This is a genomic window from Acinetobacter sp. TW_SC_4 (assembly GCF_054861205.1).
In genome coordinates this window covers 2,010,369-2,027,319 of sequence record NZ_CM142174.1, presented here as the reverse complement: position 1 = coordinate 2,027,319, position 16,951 = coordinate 2,010,369, and the positions used below count along the sequence as shown (strand labels likewise).

16 protein-coding genes and 1 pseudogene are annotated in these 16,951 nt (G+C 40.1%); 10 read left to right on the top strand and 7 right to left on the bottom strand.

Annotated features, from left to right (window positions below; genetic code table 11):
* Positions 1-25: 25 nt before the first annotated feature.
* Positions 26-469 (bottom strand): GlcG/HbpS family heme-binding protein, encoded by a 444-nt coding sequence (locus tag ACWM1W_RS09660; RefSeq protein WP_375725525.1) that lies wholly within the window; start codon positions 467-469, stop codon positions 26-28.
* A 174-nt stretch (positions 470-643) separates the two neighbouring features.
* On the opposite strand from ACWM1W_RS09660, the gene ACWM1W_RS09655 reads away from it, so the two are divergent.
* Positions 644-1,315, top strand: a complete 672-nt coding sequence (locus ACWM1W_RS09655; protein WP_214002075.1) for a heavy metal response regulator transcription factor — start codon at positions 644-646, stop codon at positions 1,313-1,315.
* Positions 1,312-2,669, top strand: a pseudogene (locus tag ACWM1W_RS09650) (heavy metal sensor histidine kinase). Before ACWM1W_RS09655 ends, ACWM1W_RS09650 begins: the two are co-directional and overlap by 4 nt.
* 8 nt (positions 2,670-2,677) lie before the next feature.
* Here the strand turns inward: ACWM1W_RS09650 and ACWM1W_RS09645 are convergent.
* Positions 2,678-3,460 (bottom strand): rRNA large subunit pseudouridine synthase E, encoded by a 783-nt coding sequence (locus ACWM1W_RS09645; RefSeq protein WP_375725526.1) that lies wholly within the window; start codon positions 3,458-3,460, stop codon positions 2,678-2,680.
* A gap of 479 nt (positions 3,461-3,939) precedes the next feature.
* On the opposite strand from ACWM1W_RS09645, the gene ACWM1W_RS09640 reads away from it, so the two are divergent.
* Together ACWM1W_RS09640 and ACWM1W_RS09635 are read left to right on the top strand one after the other, a co-directional pair.
* The gene (locus tag ACWM1W_RS09640; RefSeq protein ID WP_005236401.1) at positions 3,940-4,080 is read left to right on the top strand and encodes a hypothetical protein; all 141 of its coding nucleotides are present in this window, start codon (positions 3,940-3,942) and stop codon (positions 4,078-4,080) included.
* Positions 4,081-4,328: 248 nt separating this feature from the next.
* On the top strand, positions 4,329-4,514 hold the full coding sequence (locus tag ACWM1W_RS09635; RefSeq protein WP_004784145.1) for a hypothetical protein: 186 nt from the start codon (positions 4,329-4,331) through the stop codon (positions 4,512-4,514).
* Between the two features lie 680 nt (positions 4,515-5,194).
* On the opposite strand, the gene ACWM1W_RS09630 is transcribed toward ACWM1W_RS09635, so the two are convergent.
* Complete coding sequence (locus ACWM1W_RS09630; protein ID WP_162835333.1) at positions 5,195-5,359, bottom strand: hypothetical protein; 165 nt, start codon at positions 5,357-5,359, stop codon at positions 5,195-5,197.
* A gap of 883 nt (positions 5,360-6,242) precedes the next feature.
* On the opposite strand from ACWM1W_RS09630, the gene ACWM1W_RS09625 reads away from it, so the two are divergent.
* The 4 genes from ACWM1W_RS09625 to ACWM1W_RS09610 all read left to right on the top strand — a co-directional run bounded on the left by ACWM1W_RS09625 (position 6,243) and on the right by ACWM1W_RS09610 (position 9,171).
* Positions 6,243-6,371, top strand: a complete 129-nt coding sequence (locus ACWM1W_RS09625; protein ID WP_004784138.1) for a hypothetical protein — start codon at positions 6,243-6,245, stop codon at positions 6,369-6,371.
* Positions 6,372-6,541: 170 nt separating this feature from the next.
* On the top strand, positions 6,542-7,093 hold the full coding sequence (locus ACWM1W_RS09620; RefSeq protein WP_034170701.1) for a M23 family metallopeptidase: 552 nt from the start codon (positions 6,542-6,544) through the stop codon (positions 7,091-7,093).
* Between the two features lie 88 nt (positions 7,094-7,181).
* Positions 7,182-8,435, top strand: coding sequence for an acyltransferase family protein (locus ACWM1W_RS09615; protein ID WP_004784135.1), 1,254 nt, complete (start codon positions 7,182-7,184; stop codon positions 8,433-8,435).
* Positions 8,436-8,454: 19 nt separating this feature from the next.
* Positions 8,455-9,171 (top strand): SGNH hydrolase domain-containing protein, encoded by a 717-nt coding sequence (locus tag ACWM1W_RS09610; RefSeq protein ID WP_375725527.1) that lies wholly within the window; start codon positions 8,455-8,457, stop codon positions 9,169-9,171.
* A 70-nt stretch (positions 9,172-9,241) separates the two neighbouring features.
* On the opposite strand, the gene ACWM1W_RS09605 is transcribed toward ACWM1W_RS09610, so the two are convergent.
* Positions 9,242-10,453, bottom strand: a complete 1,212-nt coding sequence (locus tag ACWM1W_RS09605; RefSeq protein WP_034170700.1) for a YbfB/YjiJ family MFS transporter — start codon at positions 10,451-10,453, stop codon at positions 9,242-9,244.
* 208 nt (positions 10,454-10,661) lie between these two features.
* Entirely contained in the window at positions 10,662-11,897 is a 1,236-nt protein-coding gene (locus tag ACWM1W_RS09600) for a pyridoxal phosphate-dependent aminotransferase (RefSeq protein WP_004784132.1), read from the bottom strand.
* Positions 11,898-12,049: 152 nt separating this feature from the next.
* On the opposite strand from ACWM1W_RS09600, the gene msrB reads away from it, so the two are divergent.
* Both msrB and ACWM1W_RS09590 read left to right on the top strand, forming a co-directional pair.
* Positions 12,050-12,469 (top strand): peptide-methionine (R)-S-oxide reductase MsrB, encoded by a 420-nt coding sequence (gene msrB / locus ACWM1W_RS09595; protein ID WP_004784131.1) that lies wholly within the window; start codon positions 12,050-12,052, stop codon positions 12,467-12,469.
* A complete protein-coding gene (locus tag ACWM1W_RS09590; protein ID WP_004784130.1) occupies positions 12,466-12,942 on the top strand; it encodes a glutathione peroxidase in 477 nt (158 codons plus the stop codon). The genes msrB and ACWM1W_RS09590 overlap by 4 nt, the downstream gene beginning before the upstream one ends.
* A 131-nt stretch (positions 12,943-13,073) precedes the next feature.
* Here ACWM1W_RS09590 and dapC read toward each other — a convergent pair whose 3' ends face one another.
* Both dapC and glnD read right to left on the bottom strand, forming a co-directional pair.
* Positions 13,074-14,243, bottom strand: a complete 1,170-nt coding sequence (gene dapC, locus ACWM1W_RS09585) for a succinyldiaminopimelate transaminase (RefSeq protein ID WP_375725528.1) — start codon at positions 14,241-14,243, stop codon at positions 13,074-13,076.
* A gap of 22 nt (positions 14,244-14,265) precedes the next feature.
* The gene (glnD, locus tag ACWM1W_RS09580) at positions 14,266-16,932 is read right to left on the bottom strand and encodes a [protein-PII] uridylyltransferase (RefSeq protein WP_005236380.1); all 2,667 of its coding nucleotides are present in this window, start codon (positions 16,930-16,932) and stop codon (positions 14,266-14,268) included.
* Positions 16,933-16,951: the final 19 nt, after the last annotated feature.

The following is a 16,951-nucleotide window of genomic DNA, read 5'->3' as shown; positions in this document are numbered from 1 at the left end:
GTTCCTATTCAATAGATGGATAAAATTAAAGTTGTTTTAAAGTATGTTGAATGCCTTGTACGGCACACTGATGATCCTGTTCAGAGCCACCAGAGCCTGCAACACCAACAGCGCCAATGAGCTGGTTTTTATAAACCACAAGTACCCCGCCGCCCAGTAATAACAATTCATCCAAGGTATTTAAATTCTGTGCATTCGGGTTCTTTTGTGCATGACGCATAAAATCCAATGTACTTGTCTTAGTCGAGTATGCAGTAAAGGCTTTACGCTGTGATGCAGTTAAATTGTGAATTCCGACAGATTCATGCCGTTGACTGGCCAGAACATTGCCGCCTTGATCCAGTACCGTGACTGCAGCGGGTTTGCTGGCTTTCTGACAAGTTTGCATGACATTCTCAGCAAGTTGGTTTGCTGTGTTCAAGTCCATAATATAGGCCGTTTTTAATTCAGCATGGCTTAAGCTGACCATCGCTAAGCTCGCTAGATATAAAAATATTTTTCTCTGATTCAATCTGCTTCTCATGATAATGTTCAGTCATATAGAAATTGAGAAGATCATAATCAAATAATTGAGGCCCATGGATGACAATCAGATTACCACTTTGTAATCTTTGCGCTGTATGAAATTGATTAAACTCAGCCCATGCATATTTTAATTGTAGAAGATGAAGCCAAAATTGCCGGCTTCTTGGCCACAGGCTTAAATGAATCCGGCTACCAGACTACACAGGCGTGTAATGGCCTGCATGCCTTATCAGTGCTGGAACAGCAACAGATTAATCTGGTATTGCTGGATGTGATGCTTCCCGACCTGGACGGCTGGCAAGTCCTCAAAACTTTGCGTACTTTCTCTAAAGTTCCCGTACTCATGCTGACGACCAAAGATTATGTGCTTGACCGGATTAAAGGATTGGAACTAGGTGCAGATGACTATTTAACTAAGCCTTTCTCTTATATCGAACTCTTGGCCCGTATCAAAAGTCTGCTGCGCCGTGTACCCAAAACACAACATGAAATGTATCAAGTGGCCAATTTAGAGCTGAATCGTTTAACCCGGGAAGTATTTCGAGACCAGCAAAAAATTGAGCTTACCCAAAAAGAGTTTGTACTTTTGCAGTTGCTGATGGAACACCAGTCCGAAGTGTTAACCCGGACACAAATTGCTTCACTGGTCTGGAATATTAATTTTAATACCGATACCAATGTCGTTGATGTTGCTGTACGCCGATTACGTTCTAAAATTGATAACCATTTCAGTCCAAAACTTATTCATACGGTAAGTGGTATGGGCTATAAGCTGGATGCGCAAGCATGAAAATGCATTTGGGTACACGACTCGGCATCGCCTTTGGCCTCATTTCCTGTATCGTTTTTTTAAGCATCGGCGGGTTGTCCTATCACAATATGCAGCAGATGGTGCAATAACAGCAGGATGAAGCCTTGGCCTTGCGGATTTCCAGAATTGAAATATTTCTGGCTGATCAGCAAAGCTTTCAGGTGCTGATCGAACATCCAGAGCTTTATGAGAATATGCTTGGACAGGAAGATAACTTACTGATCCTTAAAAACGCGCAGAATACATTAATTGATATTAATCCTTTAAATATTACTATTCCTCTATTGGATTATGACACTAGGCTGAATTATCAAAATAATAAGCTTGAACAACCCACGACCCGTTTAGCATTTAAGCAAATGGACTTTAATGGACAGTCTTATCAACTGATTGCCGGCAAGCAGCTAGTAGCAGGGCAACAGCTTTTAAAACATTACCTGATAAAATTAGTGATCTACACTCTGCTCGGTATTATTTTATCCACCTTATTAGCCTGGCTAATCGGACACTATCTATTGCGATCCATGCGTCAGTTAATTTACGCGACTCAGCAGATCAGTGTGCAGCAGCTGGATCAGCGTATCGAGTTGCAATCCCAAACTATTGAGGTGCAGCAATTAACCGAGGCCATGAATGCCATGCTGGACCGTATACAGCAAGGCTATGAACAGCTGGCCCGATTTTCTGAAGATATTTCTCATGAATTACGAACGCCCCTGAATAACTTGATGAGGCAAACCCAGATTGCCTTGTCGAAGTCACGTAGTCGCGATGAATTAGAAAATCTGCTGTATTCTCATCTGGAAGAATATGAACGTCTGCCCCAGATGATTGAAAACATGCTGTTTATCGCCCGGGTAGAACATGGTCATTATCAGATAGAAAAACAGACACTAGAACTGAGCCAGATCATAGAAGATTTGCTGGCATATTCTGAGTTTCTGGCAGAAGAAAAAATATATCTATTTATACGGATATTCCGGCTCAACTGAATATAGCTGCGCATCCAGAATATCTGCAACGTGCGCTTGCCAATTTACTCAGCAACGCAGTGCAGTATGGAAAGGAAAATGGAGAGATCAGAATCACGGCGATGACTACAGAAAATAGCTGTCGGATTGATGTGCTGACAGCAGGTGTACAGATCCCCGAGCAGCATTTAGCCCATCTGTTTGAACGTTTTTACCAGATTGATAGCAGCCGGCATCAAAAAGCCCAAACGGGTGGTTTGGGCTTGGCGATTGTGCAGTCGATTATGCAGTTGCATCAGGGGGAAGTTCAGGTGAATAACCATCCTCAAGGTGTGGTCTTTAGTTTGATCTTCCCGACCTGAGCAGTGGCTTAACGGGTACGACGGCCACGACTCTTAGTATTTGGACGGGTAGTACCATTAGTCTTGCGACGTGGTTTTTCACCTTCTTCCATTTGCCAGATACGCGGTGTACCGGTTTTTTTCTTTGTGCCGTCTTTCGTTACTTTCTTGTTAATCGGTTTACCACCGGTACCACCCGGCTTTTTCACATAAGAGCGCGAGCGGTAAGGTTCTTGAGCAGGCACATCTTTAAAGTCTGGATAAAGTAGGGGTTCAATTTCTTTAGTTTCACCTGGCTGTAAACCTAATTGAACCAGATCAATCGAACCGATTTTGGTGCGAATCAAACGTAAGGTAGGAAAGCCGACTGCTGCAGTCATACGACGAACCTGACGGTTGCGACCTTCACAGATTGAAATTTCGACCCATGAAGTTGGAACAGAAGCACGGAAACGTACCGGGGGATTACGTTCCCATAACCATTCCGGTTCAGTGACTTTAATTGCTTTGGCTGGTAGCGTAATACCGTCATTCAGTTCAACGCCCTTACGAAGCTGTTCCAAGGCTTCTTCAGTTATATCGCCATCGACCTGAACCAGATAAGTTTTGAATTTTTTGCTGGCTGGACTGGTAATATATTGGTTTAAACCGCCATGATCGGTCAGGAACATCAAACCTTCAGAATCCATATCCAGACGACCAGCAATACGCAGATCCGGATCGTCTACAAAATCCGCCATAGTCTGATGTTTTTCATCTGGACGAAATTGGGAGAGGACGTCATAAGGCTTGTTAAGAATGACAATTTTCACTTTAACCTACTAAAATATATAAAATAATTCTGATGTGGCAGTCATGTTGCCCATTGTAATACTCCTTTACTTATAAATAGGAGATAAGGGAAGACATAAAAGAGTCCACTAAGTGGAAGCTATCATAGCAGATTCTGATTTATCTTCCTCGAATTTATGTTTTGCATCAAATTTGATTGCGTTTGATTGCGACCATGCCGCTTTAAAATGATGTGCTTTTTGTATTCAAATATGATCTTCCGTTTAAGAATGTTAATCCTCGATAATCTACATTTTCGACTGCACTTGTCGATTTAGTTAAGGGAAAATAAGACAATTCAAGGCAAAGCAAAAAATTGATAATGATTTTTATAGACCTGAAATGGCTTTGATGAATTTACATACCATACAAAAAGCTTTCCAAATTGGCTTAGACCACTACAAAGCAAGCTGATATTTTAATTTCACAGTTTCTAATATTTTTAATTTTGAGGTGAACAATGAAATTGTTGACTTTAATTAGTATGGGTATTGCAGCAAGTTATTGTTATAAAACCATCAAACATAACAAGCAAAATCTTTCAAATCTAAGTTTTGATGAAGTGATAAATCAACACATTTTACGAGATTTTATAGCCTGAGCATTACTTATATTTACCGCTAGTTTAATTTGATTATAAATAGAAAATCTCAACATATATTGTTGGGGTTTTTTATTTTTTATCGTTTGAATATTTTTAAATAAGGTGCATAAGAAAATTTATATCAAAATGAAAGTTACATGATTAATCTATTAAATAGTTAATTAATACAACTCTATAAAGCAATGTAAACGAAAAATTCAAATCTTCTGCTAAATTAAAAATAAACCAAATGTGTGGAGGTTTGTATGAGAAATATACCAGAAGGAACCCAGGTTATTCATCATATATCAGCTCAGGACTGCGCATTCTATAAGGAAGAAAATGGAATTCTGAAAGTCTGGAATAGCGGCACTTGGGTGAATGCGATTGTACCAAATCTGGAAAAGATGATGGAGCTTGATTTCGAGTTAGAAGTACTCAAATCTATGTAGTAATTTAAAATTTAAAGATCCTTCTATTTAGGATCTTTAAATTTATATTGAGGTTTTAAAAAATAATAAAAAATATCTTTACGATAAAAGAGAATTTTATTGAAAATAAAATAGCAGTTGTTGATTAATTAAAAATACATATCAGTTGCTTAGTTTTAATTTGATATAAAATATGGAAAATAAATTATGAAATAGTAAAATTAGAACCTATGAAATAACTTAAAAAGACATTAAGTTCAAAAGCTTAAATTTTGGAATGGCAATATATTACATAGAAAATTTTTTTTATAAACAAAGATTATTTTATGATTTCAAAGAAATAATCTATTAATTTTTTAAATAAAACCAATTAAGTAATTGAAAATTAATAATATGTTTATTTATAATTAAGGTTTAATTTATAGTTTTACTCTCTTATATTGCGTTTTACTTTAGTTTAAATATTCAAGATTATGTAATATTTTGTTATTTGGTTTTATGCTTATGTAGTGTATAAATAATATGCAGCTGTTCATGAGGGTAAAACACATGACTAAAGCAGAATTAGCTGTCTCCGCATTGGTCGTATTCCTTATTACCTTGATGGTTTATGGAGTAGGACAATCATTGAGTTATTAAAATAACTTTTTTCTAATGATTCCCGTATGTAAATAAAGCCCTTCGTGGGCTTTATTTTGTTTTCAGTCTGAGTCTGAATCACTCTTCTGATTTTCAGAATATTCTAGCGCAGCTTTTTGTGCTTCTGCGGCAGCTTTAGCTTCCAAAGGAATAGCATCTGCTGCAATAGTAGAAGTACCATAAAAGCCCATCGTAATGAGTATTAGAATTTTCGAAAACTGTTTCATATGAAATCCTCTAATTTTTTAAAACTTGATTTCAGTGTAGGGGATAAAACTCTCTGGGCATGTATGAGCGGTGTCTGCTTATGTAAGATATTCGGGCTTAGCGTGAAAACCCTTTCACCTTATGTAAGAACAATTATCTTATGAATTATTTTGTAGACTTAATTAAAGAAATGTTTTAGAAATTGAAAATATTAAATTTCTTAAATTTATAACGAGAAAGATATAAATTTAATAAACTTAAAATTTAATTCCTATAAAGAAAATATAAGCATTTATTGAATAAAATAATGTGGATTAAAAAATAGTTCAAATAAGAACAATAAAAAAATATTATAGAGCTAAGAATATTTGAACGTTAGCAGATTCTATGCAAGTAGCAGCACAATCGGAAATTAATAAATTTTTAAACTTCAAAATTGTGGCAAGATGACTCTGAATACAGATCTAATATTCAATCTACCTGATCATCTAGTTATTCCTTTACTGCGAAAACTGTGGCTTACATTTTATAGCCTCTCATACTAAATATACTATTACTGCGTTGGTTCGATTCTGAACTGGAAACTTTGTGAACGTTGATACATCAATGCTGAATCTGGATCATGGCCATGAAATGTACCCACATCTTTCGTGAATTTTTTAAAAGATTTTATTTAGAAAACCATATTTATATTCAGGGTTAAAACAGGTATCAACATGCAACGCTATGTAAGCGATGTAAATATCTCGAATATAGATCTAGTCAGAATTGAATCACTTAATAAAGATGCTTTTACATTGACGTATTTAGATACAGCTCAGCGATTGGCTTATTTTATATAAAGGTTAGAGTGATTAATGCAACTTCCAGTGATAGAGACAGTTCTCCAAAGGAGTTTATGCTATGGCTAAGTCAAGAGCAAAACATAAGCAGGTTCAGCAAAAGGATAAAAAGGACAGTGCTCAGAATGAAGAGCAACAACAGCAACAGCAACAACCCTCTAAACCATCCCGTGCGAAAAAGCGTAAATAATTTAAACTGATTCAACAAAACCCTCAGCTGAGGGTTTTGCTATTTTTAAGACTGTTTTCGAAAAACAATTGGGAAAAAACATCACTAAAAATAACAGGATTTTGACTTTAAATTTCTGTGTATTCCTTAAGATAAAACGAACTCCTCATTAAACAGCTAAGCGAGCTATTGTGAAAATTCCCAGAATCCTGCTTTTAATATTTTCCTTAAGCATATTACTTACTGCCTGTCAGCCACCGCCATCAGGTGAACCAGCGGGCTGGAAAAGTCCCTACCTCTATTGGCAATTAAAAAAAGCTGAGCTGATTAGACCAGTAGAAATTCCTGTACAAGGAGTAAAACCTCGCCAGATTCAGGATACTTGGGGTGGAGCACGGAGTGAAGGTCGCAAACATGAGGGGACTGATATTTTTGCTAAACGGGGAACACCGGTAGTCAGTGCGACCCAAGGGATCGTCCGTAAGATTGGAACCAATAATTTGGGCGGTAAAGTTATCTGGATTACTGGCCCGAATTTAAGCCAACATTATTATGCTCATCTAGATGATTATGCTGAACATATTCAGGAAGGAGACTGGGTAGAAGCAGGTGAAATCATTGCCTATGTCGGCAATACCGGTAATGCGAAAAATACACCACCACATTTGCATTATGGGATTTATCTCAGTGGGGAAGGTGCGACCAATCCTTATCCTTATTTAAAGGTAGAAGAATTGGAATAAGCGCAGGTGAATGTAAAAAAAATGTAAAAGATCGCCATCTAAAGAATGAAAAGCATAAAATAGCGTATCTCCCGTTTTTCCTGTTTTTATGAGTTTTGCTTATCGACCAGATATCGATGGCCTGAGAGCGATTGCAGTATCATTGGTCATTTTCAATCACCTCGGCTGGTCACTATTTTCTGGCGGCTATATTGGTGTTGATATTTTCTTTGTCATTTCCGGTTATCTCATTACGACCATTTTGAAGCGCGATATTGAGTTGCAGCAATTTTCAATTGCACGGTTTTATAAGAAACGGGTGATCCGTCTGGCACCTGCATATTTTACTGTACTGGCAATTGTCAGCCTGATTGCTTGGCAGGTGATGTTGCCGGGTGAGCTGACGGAATATTTTAAAAGCGTCATGTATGCCACTGTGCTCATTGCCAATCTGTATATGCGAAATGAGGTGGGAGATTATTTCAGTCCGAATGTAGAAAATGTGCCTTTGTTGCATTTATGGTCATTGGGCGTAGAAGAGCAGTTTTATATTTTCTGGCCGCTCTTGCTATGGCTATTCTTGAGTAGAACCTCACGTAAATATCTTTGGCTTGTTATTAGTGTATTTATTGTCGCTTTAGTTATATACGCCCAGCAGCAACTGACTCATAATCCAGCCAAAGTTTACTATAGCATGCCGGTACGAGCGTTTGAGTTATTGATTGGCGCATTGATTAGCTGCTTGCCAAAACTGAATCTGCCAAAAAAACTATTACAGGGATTGGTCTGGGCTGGAGTAAGTGTTCTATTTGCAACTGCAATTTATTTTGATCAGCAAACCCCATTCCCAGGACTGATGGCATTGATCCCGTGTCTTGCAACGGCACTCATTATTTATCTGGGACAATCTATATCTTCAAGTAATTTATTACTGAGTAATCGTCTTAGTACCTGGATTGGCAAGATTTCATATCCTCTGTATCTATGGCACTGGCCAATCATCGTGTTCTTTGGCATTTATATGCTGCCCTTGAATCTGGAAAATCAGATTATTATTGTTTTTCTATCACTTATATGTGCATTTCTGACTTATAAACTGACTGAAACACCACTGAAACGCTTTGTGATGGCTGCAAATTATAAAGTGATTATTCTTGGATTTATGTTACCTGCAGTCAGTTTTATTGCGATCGCCCAAACCATCAAAACACATGAAGGTTTCCCGGAGCGTTTTCCAAAATCGGTGCATGACAAACAGGAAGCATTACACACGTATGCACATGTGATTCGTAGTAACTGCATGGATACTGCGGATCCAATATGTTTTACCCAATGCTCAGGATTGTGTCTTAGGACAATCTAAAGAAGATATTGATTTCCTGTTGATTGGCGATTCGCATGCCAATGCCTACACAGCAATGCTGGATGAATGGGCAAAGGATGCTGATTTACGCGGTTATGACGTTACGCAAAGCTCAACCTTTTATCTGCCAGATGTACAGCGATTTGAATTAAAGTTGAATCAATGGAAAGAATTGACCAAATTCCAAAAACGTAATGATGCTATTACTGCGCATCTTAAAGAAACCCATTATCCAATGATTATTCTGGCGGGTTCTTATGCGCAGTATTTTGACGATGATGTAAAACTTAAAGATAGTGTCCATCATACTGAGGAAGAGATATTTAGAGCAGGCTTGATGAAAGCCTTAGAAATTGCCCATCAATCTAGTGATCAGGTGGTGCTAATTAATGATGTACCACATCTAGACTGGGAAGGGATTCCATCTGATTGTAATATTCGTAAAGAGATTCTTCATCGAGACGCTTCATGTACAGTTTCTCGAAAAAGTTATGAAGCACATTTAAAGCAATTCAATCAGATTCTGGCAGAAGCAAAACTGAAATATCCACAATTAAAAATTATTGATCCAACCAAAGTCATCTGTGATCAGCAGGCATGTAAAACGATGTTGAATGATGTGCCTTTGTATCGTTTTAAAGATGATAATCATCTTAATGATCAGGGTTCACGGCAATTGGGCGTTGAATATCTAAAACAGTTTGTTAATCCGCTTAAAGATTTGAAAAAAGATTAAATGGAATAAAACCACGTTTAATGACGTGGTCCTATTCCTTGGGATTTGGGTCATTGACTGATTTTAATCTTTATTTAATTCTTTCTTCTTGAACAGAAACCGGTTGCGGTTGCTCATCCATCTTATATTTGGAAGAACGTGTATTCCAGAACAGTTGTAATGTTCCCCCTAATAAAACTAAAGCAGCCAGCATAAACTGTTGATGATAGTTCAATCCAAGATATTGCAGGGCGCTAAAACTTAATCCACCAATCAGCTGAACAGAGGCAAAACATAGAGTCGCAATACTCCAGAGCTTTTTATAGGCCAGTCCATACAGTTGCAAAATGGTATAAGAGGTGAGGAAAACCACAGCGGGATTCAACATTCCGGTAAAAAAAGAAGAACTGAAAGTGAGGAACGGGTTAGCATTTAAAGTCGCGATGAAAATCGCCAGAATATACACACTATAAAGAATCTTTAAGGCGGTAAAATTGCCAAATTTTCTTGCCAGAATATAGGCAGAAAAAGCACCTAAGGCACTGCCCAAACCATATAGAATCCAGTTAAAGTTAATCCAGAATAAGCTTAATCCTAGTTCATGGCTGAGATAGTCAATCCAGAACAGGGAATGCGGAATATAGGCAAATGCACTACAGGCATAAACCGCCAGTAAACTATAAAAGACTGTATTTAAAGGTACTTGAGCAGCATGAGAAACAGATTGTTTAGCTAGATAGGGTTTAAATTGTTGTATCAGTAGGCTTAAGCAGATACAAATCATCAGGGCAAACCCACATAAGATCAGCCAGGCCGTACGTATGGAAATCTGGTCAAGATAAGGTAAAAACAGTGTAGCTAGTAAAACCCCCAATCCAATTCCGCTAAAACCAATAAAATTGATCTTAAAACGGTCTTTTAAATCGCAGCACTGAGCCACGACACTTGGTGACAAAATCATGAGCAGACCACCACTGATACCGGAGATCACGCGCCAGCTGATATACCAGATTTCAGAAAACCCTGAAAAAGCGCAACAGAATAAGCTAACCATTCCAGCTATTGCAGCAAGCTGGATATAGGTACTCATGCTTCGATCTTGAGGCAAGCGCATCGCTGCAAAAGCACCCATTAAATAACCCAGTAGATTGGCACTACCCAAAAGGCTGGCAAAACTCGCGCTCCAGACAAAGGCTTCACGTGTACCAGGTAACAGGGCAGTATAGGAAAAACGCAGAATGCCGATGCCTAAGCACATGCTCAGGCAGAGAAAAAGACTAAGCTTGACCGTATTTGAGGACATCCATATACTCTTGAAGTTTTATATTTGTTCAAAAAATAGCATGAATCATCAAGCTAAAGGAGAAAAGGCTGAATAGATTTTATTGAGAAAAGAAACTCTAGATTAACAGCATACCTCTTTTTAAATATCTATAAAGCTTGTCGCGGAAATTTTTAAACAATAAAAAACCGCATTCATAAATGCGGTTTTTTGAGTTAACTTTTATAAATTAACGCATTTTTGCCAGGAAACGGCCTAAACGGGTAATCGCTTCACGCAGTTCATTTTCTGCTGGCAGGAATACCACACGGAAATGATCCGGTGTTGGCCAGTTGAAACCAGTACCTTGAACCAATAGAACTTTCTCGGCACGTAACAGATCAAGCATCAGTTTTTCGTCATCCTCAACCGGATAGATTTCTGGATCAAGACGAGGGAAACAGTACATCGCACCTTCCGGTTTCACACAAGATACCCCCGGAATCTCGTTTAGCATTTCCCAGGCAATATTACGCTGTTCATATAGACGGCCACCTGGGCGGATCAAGTCATTAATAGACTGATAGCCACCGAGTGCAGTCTGAATTGCATATTGTGCTTGATGATTCGCGCAAAGACGCATTGAAGCCAGCATATCCAGGCCTTCAATGTAGTCCATTGCACGTGATTTATCACCAGTAATCGCCATCCAGCCTGAGCGATAGCCAGCAATACGATAGGCCTTAGATAAACCGTTGAACGATACACATAATTGCTTGCCTGCAAGCGAAGCTACTGAAACATGTTCAATACCATCGTAAACGATCTTGTCATAGATTTCGTCTGCAAACAGGATCAGATCATATTTCTTCGCCAGATCCACGATTTGCTGTAATACATGACGCGGATAAACCGAACCAGTCGGGTTATTCGGGTTGATAATCACGATTCCGCGGGTATTTGGCGTGATTTTGCTTTCCATATCCGCAATATCTGGATACCAGTGATCTTCTTCATCACATTTATAGTGAATCGCAGTACCGCCAGACAGGTTCACTGCCGCAGTCCATAATGGATAATCCGGCATTGGAATCAGCATTTCATCGCCGTCATCCAGCAGGCCTTGCATCGCCATCACGATCAGCTCAGATACGCCATTGCCGACATACACGTCGTTCACGTGCATATCCAGAATGCCTTTTTGCTGGTAATACTGACAGATCGCTTTACGTGCCGGGAAAATTCCTTTGGAATCTGTATAGCCAATCGCATTTGGCAGGTTCAGTGCAACATCATTAATGATTTCTTGCGGGGCTTCAAAGCCGAATGGGGCGGGATTTCCGATATTCAGTTTGATAATTTTATGTCCGGCTTCTTCCATCTCGTTGGCCGCTCGTAACACTGGTCCGCGAATGTCGTAGCAAACATGCTCAAGCTTAGACGATTTCTTGATCTCGCGAGGGGGGGTGTTACCAATACCGGACATAATTCCATCCAATTAATTTTTAAGTTAAACCTATAGATTACGCAAATATCACAATCTATGCTGAAATTTCGCTAGAAATTTTTTCATCTCTAGCGTAAATATGGAAGTACTGAAGCATGACATTGAATGTCAAAGATTTAAAGGAGTTAGTGATGGGAAAACTCAATAAAACAGACCGGGAATGGCAAAGAGAGTTATCACCAGAAGAGTTTCGCATTACGCGTGAAAAAGGAACTGAACCGGCATTCACAGGTAAGTACTGGAATACAAAACAGGAAGGGACTTATGTCTGCCGTTGCTGTGGTACACCACTATTTTCTTCAACCACTAAATATGACAGCGGTTGCGGTTGGCCAAGCTTCTATCGTCCTGTGAGCAGCTCAGTTGTAGAAGAATTACCTGATACTTCACATGGTATGGTGAGAACAGAAATTGTTTGTCATCATTGTGATGCACATTTGGGACACGTTTTCCCGGATGGTCCGGAACCGACTGGCTTACGTTATTGTGTAAACTCAGCCTCTTTAGAATTACAAACACAAGAAAAAACTGACGAGGAAACTTATCCATGACCAGCATTTATCAGTTTGAAGCTGAGTTGTTAGATGGGAAAAACAAACGACTTGCAGATTATGAAGGAAAAGTACTTTTAATCGTAAATACCGCGAGCAAATGTGGTTTCACTCCACAATTTGCAGGTCTGGAAAAGCTTTACCAGAAATATAAAGAGCAGGGACTGGAAGTTTTAGGTTTTCCATGCAACCAGTTTGGTGGACAGGATCCAGGTTCAAATGAACAGATCGGTGAATTTTGCCAGAAAAATTATGGGGTTTCTTTCCCAATGTTTTCCAAGGTAGATGTTAAAGGTCCAGAAGCGCATGCGATCTTCCGTTACTTGACCAATAATTCTAAAGGAATTCTAGGAAATGGTATTAAGTGGAATTTTACCAAATTCCTGATTGGTCGTGATGGCAAGGTATTAAACCGTTTTGCACCTACCACAAAACCTGAAGATCTCGAAACAGAAATTGAAAAGGTTTTATAAGTTTATTTGAAATGTCTAATTTCTAATGAATAGAAAATAAGTTAAATAAAAAATAATTTGTAGTCAATATCCATAAAAAAACCCACTTCTGGAAAGTGGGTTTTTTTTATTTGTGTTTAGGTCTTAGAAGATTAAAGAATCGCTTTTAAACGCTGAATTACCTGCTCACATTGTGCCAGATCAGCCACCAATGCCAGACGCACATGATTTTCACCCGGGTTGCCTTGTGTAGTTTCACGAGACAGGTAACGGCCTGGTAATACTTTGATATGCGCTTTTTCCATCAACATTTTGGCAAAAGCTTCATCATTGTCCACTTTGAGCCAATAGTAGAAACCCGCATCCGGTTTTTTCAGCGGAAGCAAGTGCCCCAATTCTTTCTGGAACAGATCGAACTTGGCACGATACTGTACCCGGTTTTCTTCCACATGGGCTTCATCATTCCAAGCGGTAATTGATGCTAACTGGTGTTGCACCGGCATCGCTGCACCGTGATAAGTACGGTATTGCAGATAAGGTTTGAGTAAAGTGGCATCACCTGCAACAAAGCCTGAACGCATGCCTGGCAGGTTGGAGCGTTTAGATAGAGAATGGAAAACGACACAGTTTTTATAGTCATCTCGGCCAATCTCGGCACACACTTCCAGTAAACCTGTCGGTGCTTCATCAAACCAGAGTTCTGAATAGCATTCATCAGAAGCGATGACAAAATCATATTTGTCTGACAGTGCAATCAGCTTTTTAAAATGCTCTTTAGAAAGAACAGCACCTGTTGGGTTGCCCGGTGTACACACAAATAACAGGGCAGTTTTTTCCCAGACTTCAGCCGGAACTGCATCAAAGTCGCCTAAGTAATCATTTTCCTCAGTACAGTTAATGAAATAAGGTTTTGCACCTGCAAGCAGGGTAGCACCTTCATAAATCTGGTAGAAAGGGTTTGGCATCACCACATAAGGCGCATCTTCACGATTAATCAGCGCCTGAACAAAAGAAAAGATTGCTTCACGGGTACCAGAGACCGGTAATACATTGCTGTCTGCACTGATGCTATTCAGTTTAAAACGACGAGTCAGCCAGTTGGCAATGCTTTCTCGTAATTCAGGTAAGCCTTTGCTGTTCGGATAAGTCGATAGATGCTGGAAATTATCGATAATCGCCTGTTTCACGAACTCGGGTGCTGGATGCTTTGGTTCACCAATTGAAAGGGGAATCAATGGCATATTCGCAGGCTGGATATCCGCGAAAAGTTTATTTAACTTTTCAAACGGATATGGGTGCAATAAAGACAAGCTAGAGTTCATGAATGTGTTACCGAGCAGTGTGTTAGTGTTGAGCATTGACCTGATGTGAGGCCTCATCTAGAGCAGCTTTTAATGCCGCTGCAAAATTGTCGGACTCTGTTTGGGTCATTGGGCTGCCATCTTTTTTGGTGACAAAGAAAATATCTTCAGCACGTTCGCCAAGCGTGGCAATTTTAGCAGAGTGAATATCCAGACCCTGCATCATAAATAAACCGCCAATTTTCGCAAGTAAACCAGGATGGTCAAGTGTCGCAATTTCCACCATATTCTGATTTAAAGCCTCATTGAGAGTGATATCGACAGTATTTTCAATATCAAAATGACGTAACTGACGCGGAATGCGGCGCTGCATCAGACCTGGATATTCATCAGAATGACTTAAGGCATCCTGTAAGGCTTCAATCACAGTCGCTTCACGTTCTGGGTCAGTCAGCAGCGTGCCAAAACGGTCAAGTACGACATAGGTATCCAGACTAAAGGCTTTGGTCGCGGTAATAATCCGGGCATCCTGAACGTCCAGATTCATGCGATCCAGAACAGCAACCGTGGTAGCGAACAGATTTGGCTTGTCTTGAGTATAGATGAAGATCTGCACGGCATCCTGTGCATACTTACGATGCGCACGCATTAATACCAATGGTGCAGGATTATCGCCATGTTCCAGAATGGCACGGGTATGCCAAGCGATTTCATCGGCAGATTCTTTCAGGAAGTAGTCGTCACCCAGTTCCTGCCAGACTTTTTCAACGTCATAGAGTGAGAAATGTTCTACCAGACGTTCACTGGCTTCGAATTTGGTATCTTCAATCAGCATTTGATAATCAACCGGACGGCCGAGACCTGAACGGATCACATCACGCGCATGTGTATAAAGCTGACGCATCAAAGATGAACGCCATGTATTCCAGAGTTTTGGATTGGTCGCGTTGATATCTGCCACTGTCAGCGTGTACAGATAATCCAGATGCTCCATATCGCCCATTTTTTCAGCAAATTCTTTGACTACATCCGGATCGGAAATGTCTTTTTTCTGTGAAGTCACCGACATGGACAAATGGTTTTCAATCAGCCAAGCAACCAGATTGCATTCACGTTCGGTAAAGCCATGGGTACGGCAGAACTGAATCGCATCGGCTGCACCAAGCTCACTATGATCGCCACCACGACCTTTGGCAATATCATGGAAAATAGCCGCTAGATAAACAATGTCACGACGTGCTAGGCGCTGGAACACGGAGCTGACTACAGGGAATTCTTTGGCAAATTCAGGTTCCTTAAAGCGGTTCAGATTGCGGATCAAGAGCAGGGTATGTGCATCTACGGTATAGATATGGAACAGGTCATATTGCATCAGGCCGGTAATCTGTCCGAAAGCCGGAATATATTTGCCCAGGACACCATAACGTTTCATTGCCACCAAGGTTTCATAGAGGCGATGCGGTGAACGAATGATGGCCATAAATAGGGCCTGGTGTACCGGATTATCACGAAAATCCTGATCAATACGTTTAGCTGCCAGAGTAAGCAGACGTAAAGTACGGGCACGTATGCCCTCAATTTCAGGACGATTAGCCAGCAAATAGAAAATTTCCAGAATGGCGCTTGGCTTTTCCGAGAAAATCTTGTGATGTTGAACTGCTAACTTGCCATCGACCAGTTTGAAATTTTCATTAATTTCTTCAATCTGGCGTTCATATTGAGGTAAACGCGGAGTAATGACCGATTCATTAAAATAGGCCAGCAGCATTTCATTCAGAGTCGAAACCTGCTGTGCGCTACGGTAATAGCGCTTCATAAACTGTTCGATTGGATAGTTCGGTGACTGACCTTCTTCACGGGTATAACCAAACATCGCCGCAATATCTCGTTGATAATCGAACAGCAGGCGATTTTCATCGCGCTTGGTCAGACGGTGTAAATGATGACGAATTTCCCAGAGAAAGCTTTCAGCTTCTTCGAGTACGGCAAGTTCAAACTCTGAAATAAAGCCCAGATGCACCAGGTCATAAATACGGTTGACACGGAAATGACGTTTGGCAATCCAGCCAATCTGGTTAATATCACGGATACCGCCCGGTGCATTTTTAATATCCGGTTCCAGATTGCTTTCAGTATTATTGTGTTGAGCATAACGTTTGTGCTGCTCATCCATTTTCGCATCAAAAAAGGTTTTATCGGTCCAGGTTTGTGAAACGATTCGGCGTGGCCACTTGGTCAAATTTTCATTGCCAATAATCAGACGTGCCTCGATCAAGGACGTCGCTACAGTAAGGTCGCTGCTGGCCTGATTGACACATTCATTGATGGTACGAACACTGATACCCGGTTTGAAGTTGCCTACATCCCAAAGAGAGGAAATAAAGCTGGAGATCAGCTTTTCCTGCTCTGGAGTGAAATCATCTTCAGAAAGGATCATGATATCGACATCTGAATAAGGCAGCATTTCGCGGCGGCCATAACCGCCGACTGCGAAAAGTGCCAAATCGGTTTGATCCAGTTCAGCATGATTCCACAGGAATTGCAGAGCCTCATCAATCAGGTTGGAACGGGCCTGAATGATGTCACGGATAGACTGTCCATTTTCAAAACATTCCTGAAGCTGATTTTCTACATCGCTACGCCATTGGTTGATCGCTTTGATGTCATTGTGACTTTTAATGTAATTCAGCAGTGGGGAGGTATTGATCATGAACAGTGGTCCGTTGTAT

What these genes read in the sequence shown, in the direction of transcription:
- ACWM1W_RS09640 (WP_005236401.1), top strand. Translation starts at nt 3,940, where the DNA reads ATGAAATTGTTGACTTTAATTAGTATGGGTATTGCAGCAAGTTATTGT.
- ACWM1W_RS09600 (WP_004784132.1), bottom strand. Translation starts at nt 11,897, where the DNA reads ATGTCCGGTATTGGTAACACCCCCCCTCGCGAGATCAAGAAATCGTCT.
- ACWM1W_RS09635 (WP_004784145.1), top strand. Translation starts at nt 4,329, where the DNA reads ATGAGAAATATACCAGAAGGAACCCAGGTTATTCATCATATATCAGCT.
- ACWM1W_RS09625 (WP_004784138.1), top strand. Translation starts at nt 6,243, where the DNA reads ATGGCTAAGTCAAGAGCAAAACATAAGCAGGTTCAGCAAAAGGATAAA.
- ACWM1W_RS09605 (WP_034170700.1), bottom strand. Translation starts at nt 10,453, where the DNA reads ATGTCCTCAAATACGGTCAAGCTTAGTCTTTTTCTCTGCCTGAGCATG.
- glnD (WP_005236380.1), bottom strand. Translation starts at nt 16,932, where the DNA reads ATGATCAATACCTCCCCACTGCTGAATTACATTAAAAGTCACAATGAC.
- ACWM1W_RS09630 (WP_162835333.1), bottom strand. Translation starts at nt 5,359, where the DNA reads ATGAAACAGTTTTCGAAAATTCTAATACTCATTACGATGGGCTTTTAT.
- dapC (WP_375725528.1), bottom strand. Translation starts at nt 14,243, where the DNA reads ATGAACTCTAGCTTGTCTTTATTGCACCCATATCCGTTTGAAAAGTTA.
- msrB (WP_004784131.1), top strand. Translation starts at nt 12,050, where the DNA reads ATGGGAAAACTCAATAAAACAGACCGGGAATGGCAAAGAGAGTTATCA.
- ACWM1W_RS09655 (WP_214002075.1), top strand. Translation starts at nt 644, where the DNA reads ATGCATATTTTAATTGTAGAAGATGAAGCCAAAATTGCCGGCTTCTTG.
- ACWM1W_RS09660 (WP_375725525.1), bottom strand. Translation starts at nt 469, where the DNA reads ATGGTCAGCTTAAGCCATGCTGAATTAAAAACGGCCTATATTATGGAC.
- ACWM1W_RS09615 (WP_004784135.1), top strand. Translation starts at nt 7,182, where the DNA reads ATGAGTTTTGCTTATCGACCAGATATCGATGGCCTGAGAGCGATTGCA.
- ACWM1W_RS09590 (WP_004784130.1), top strand. Translation starts at nt 12,466, where the DNA reads ATGACCAGCATTTATCAGTTTGAAGCTGAGTTGTTAGATGGGAAAAAC.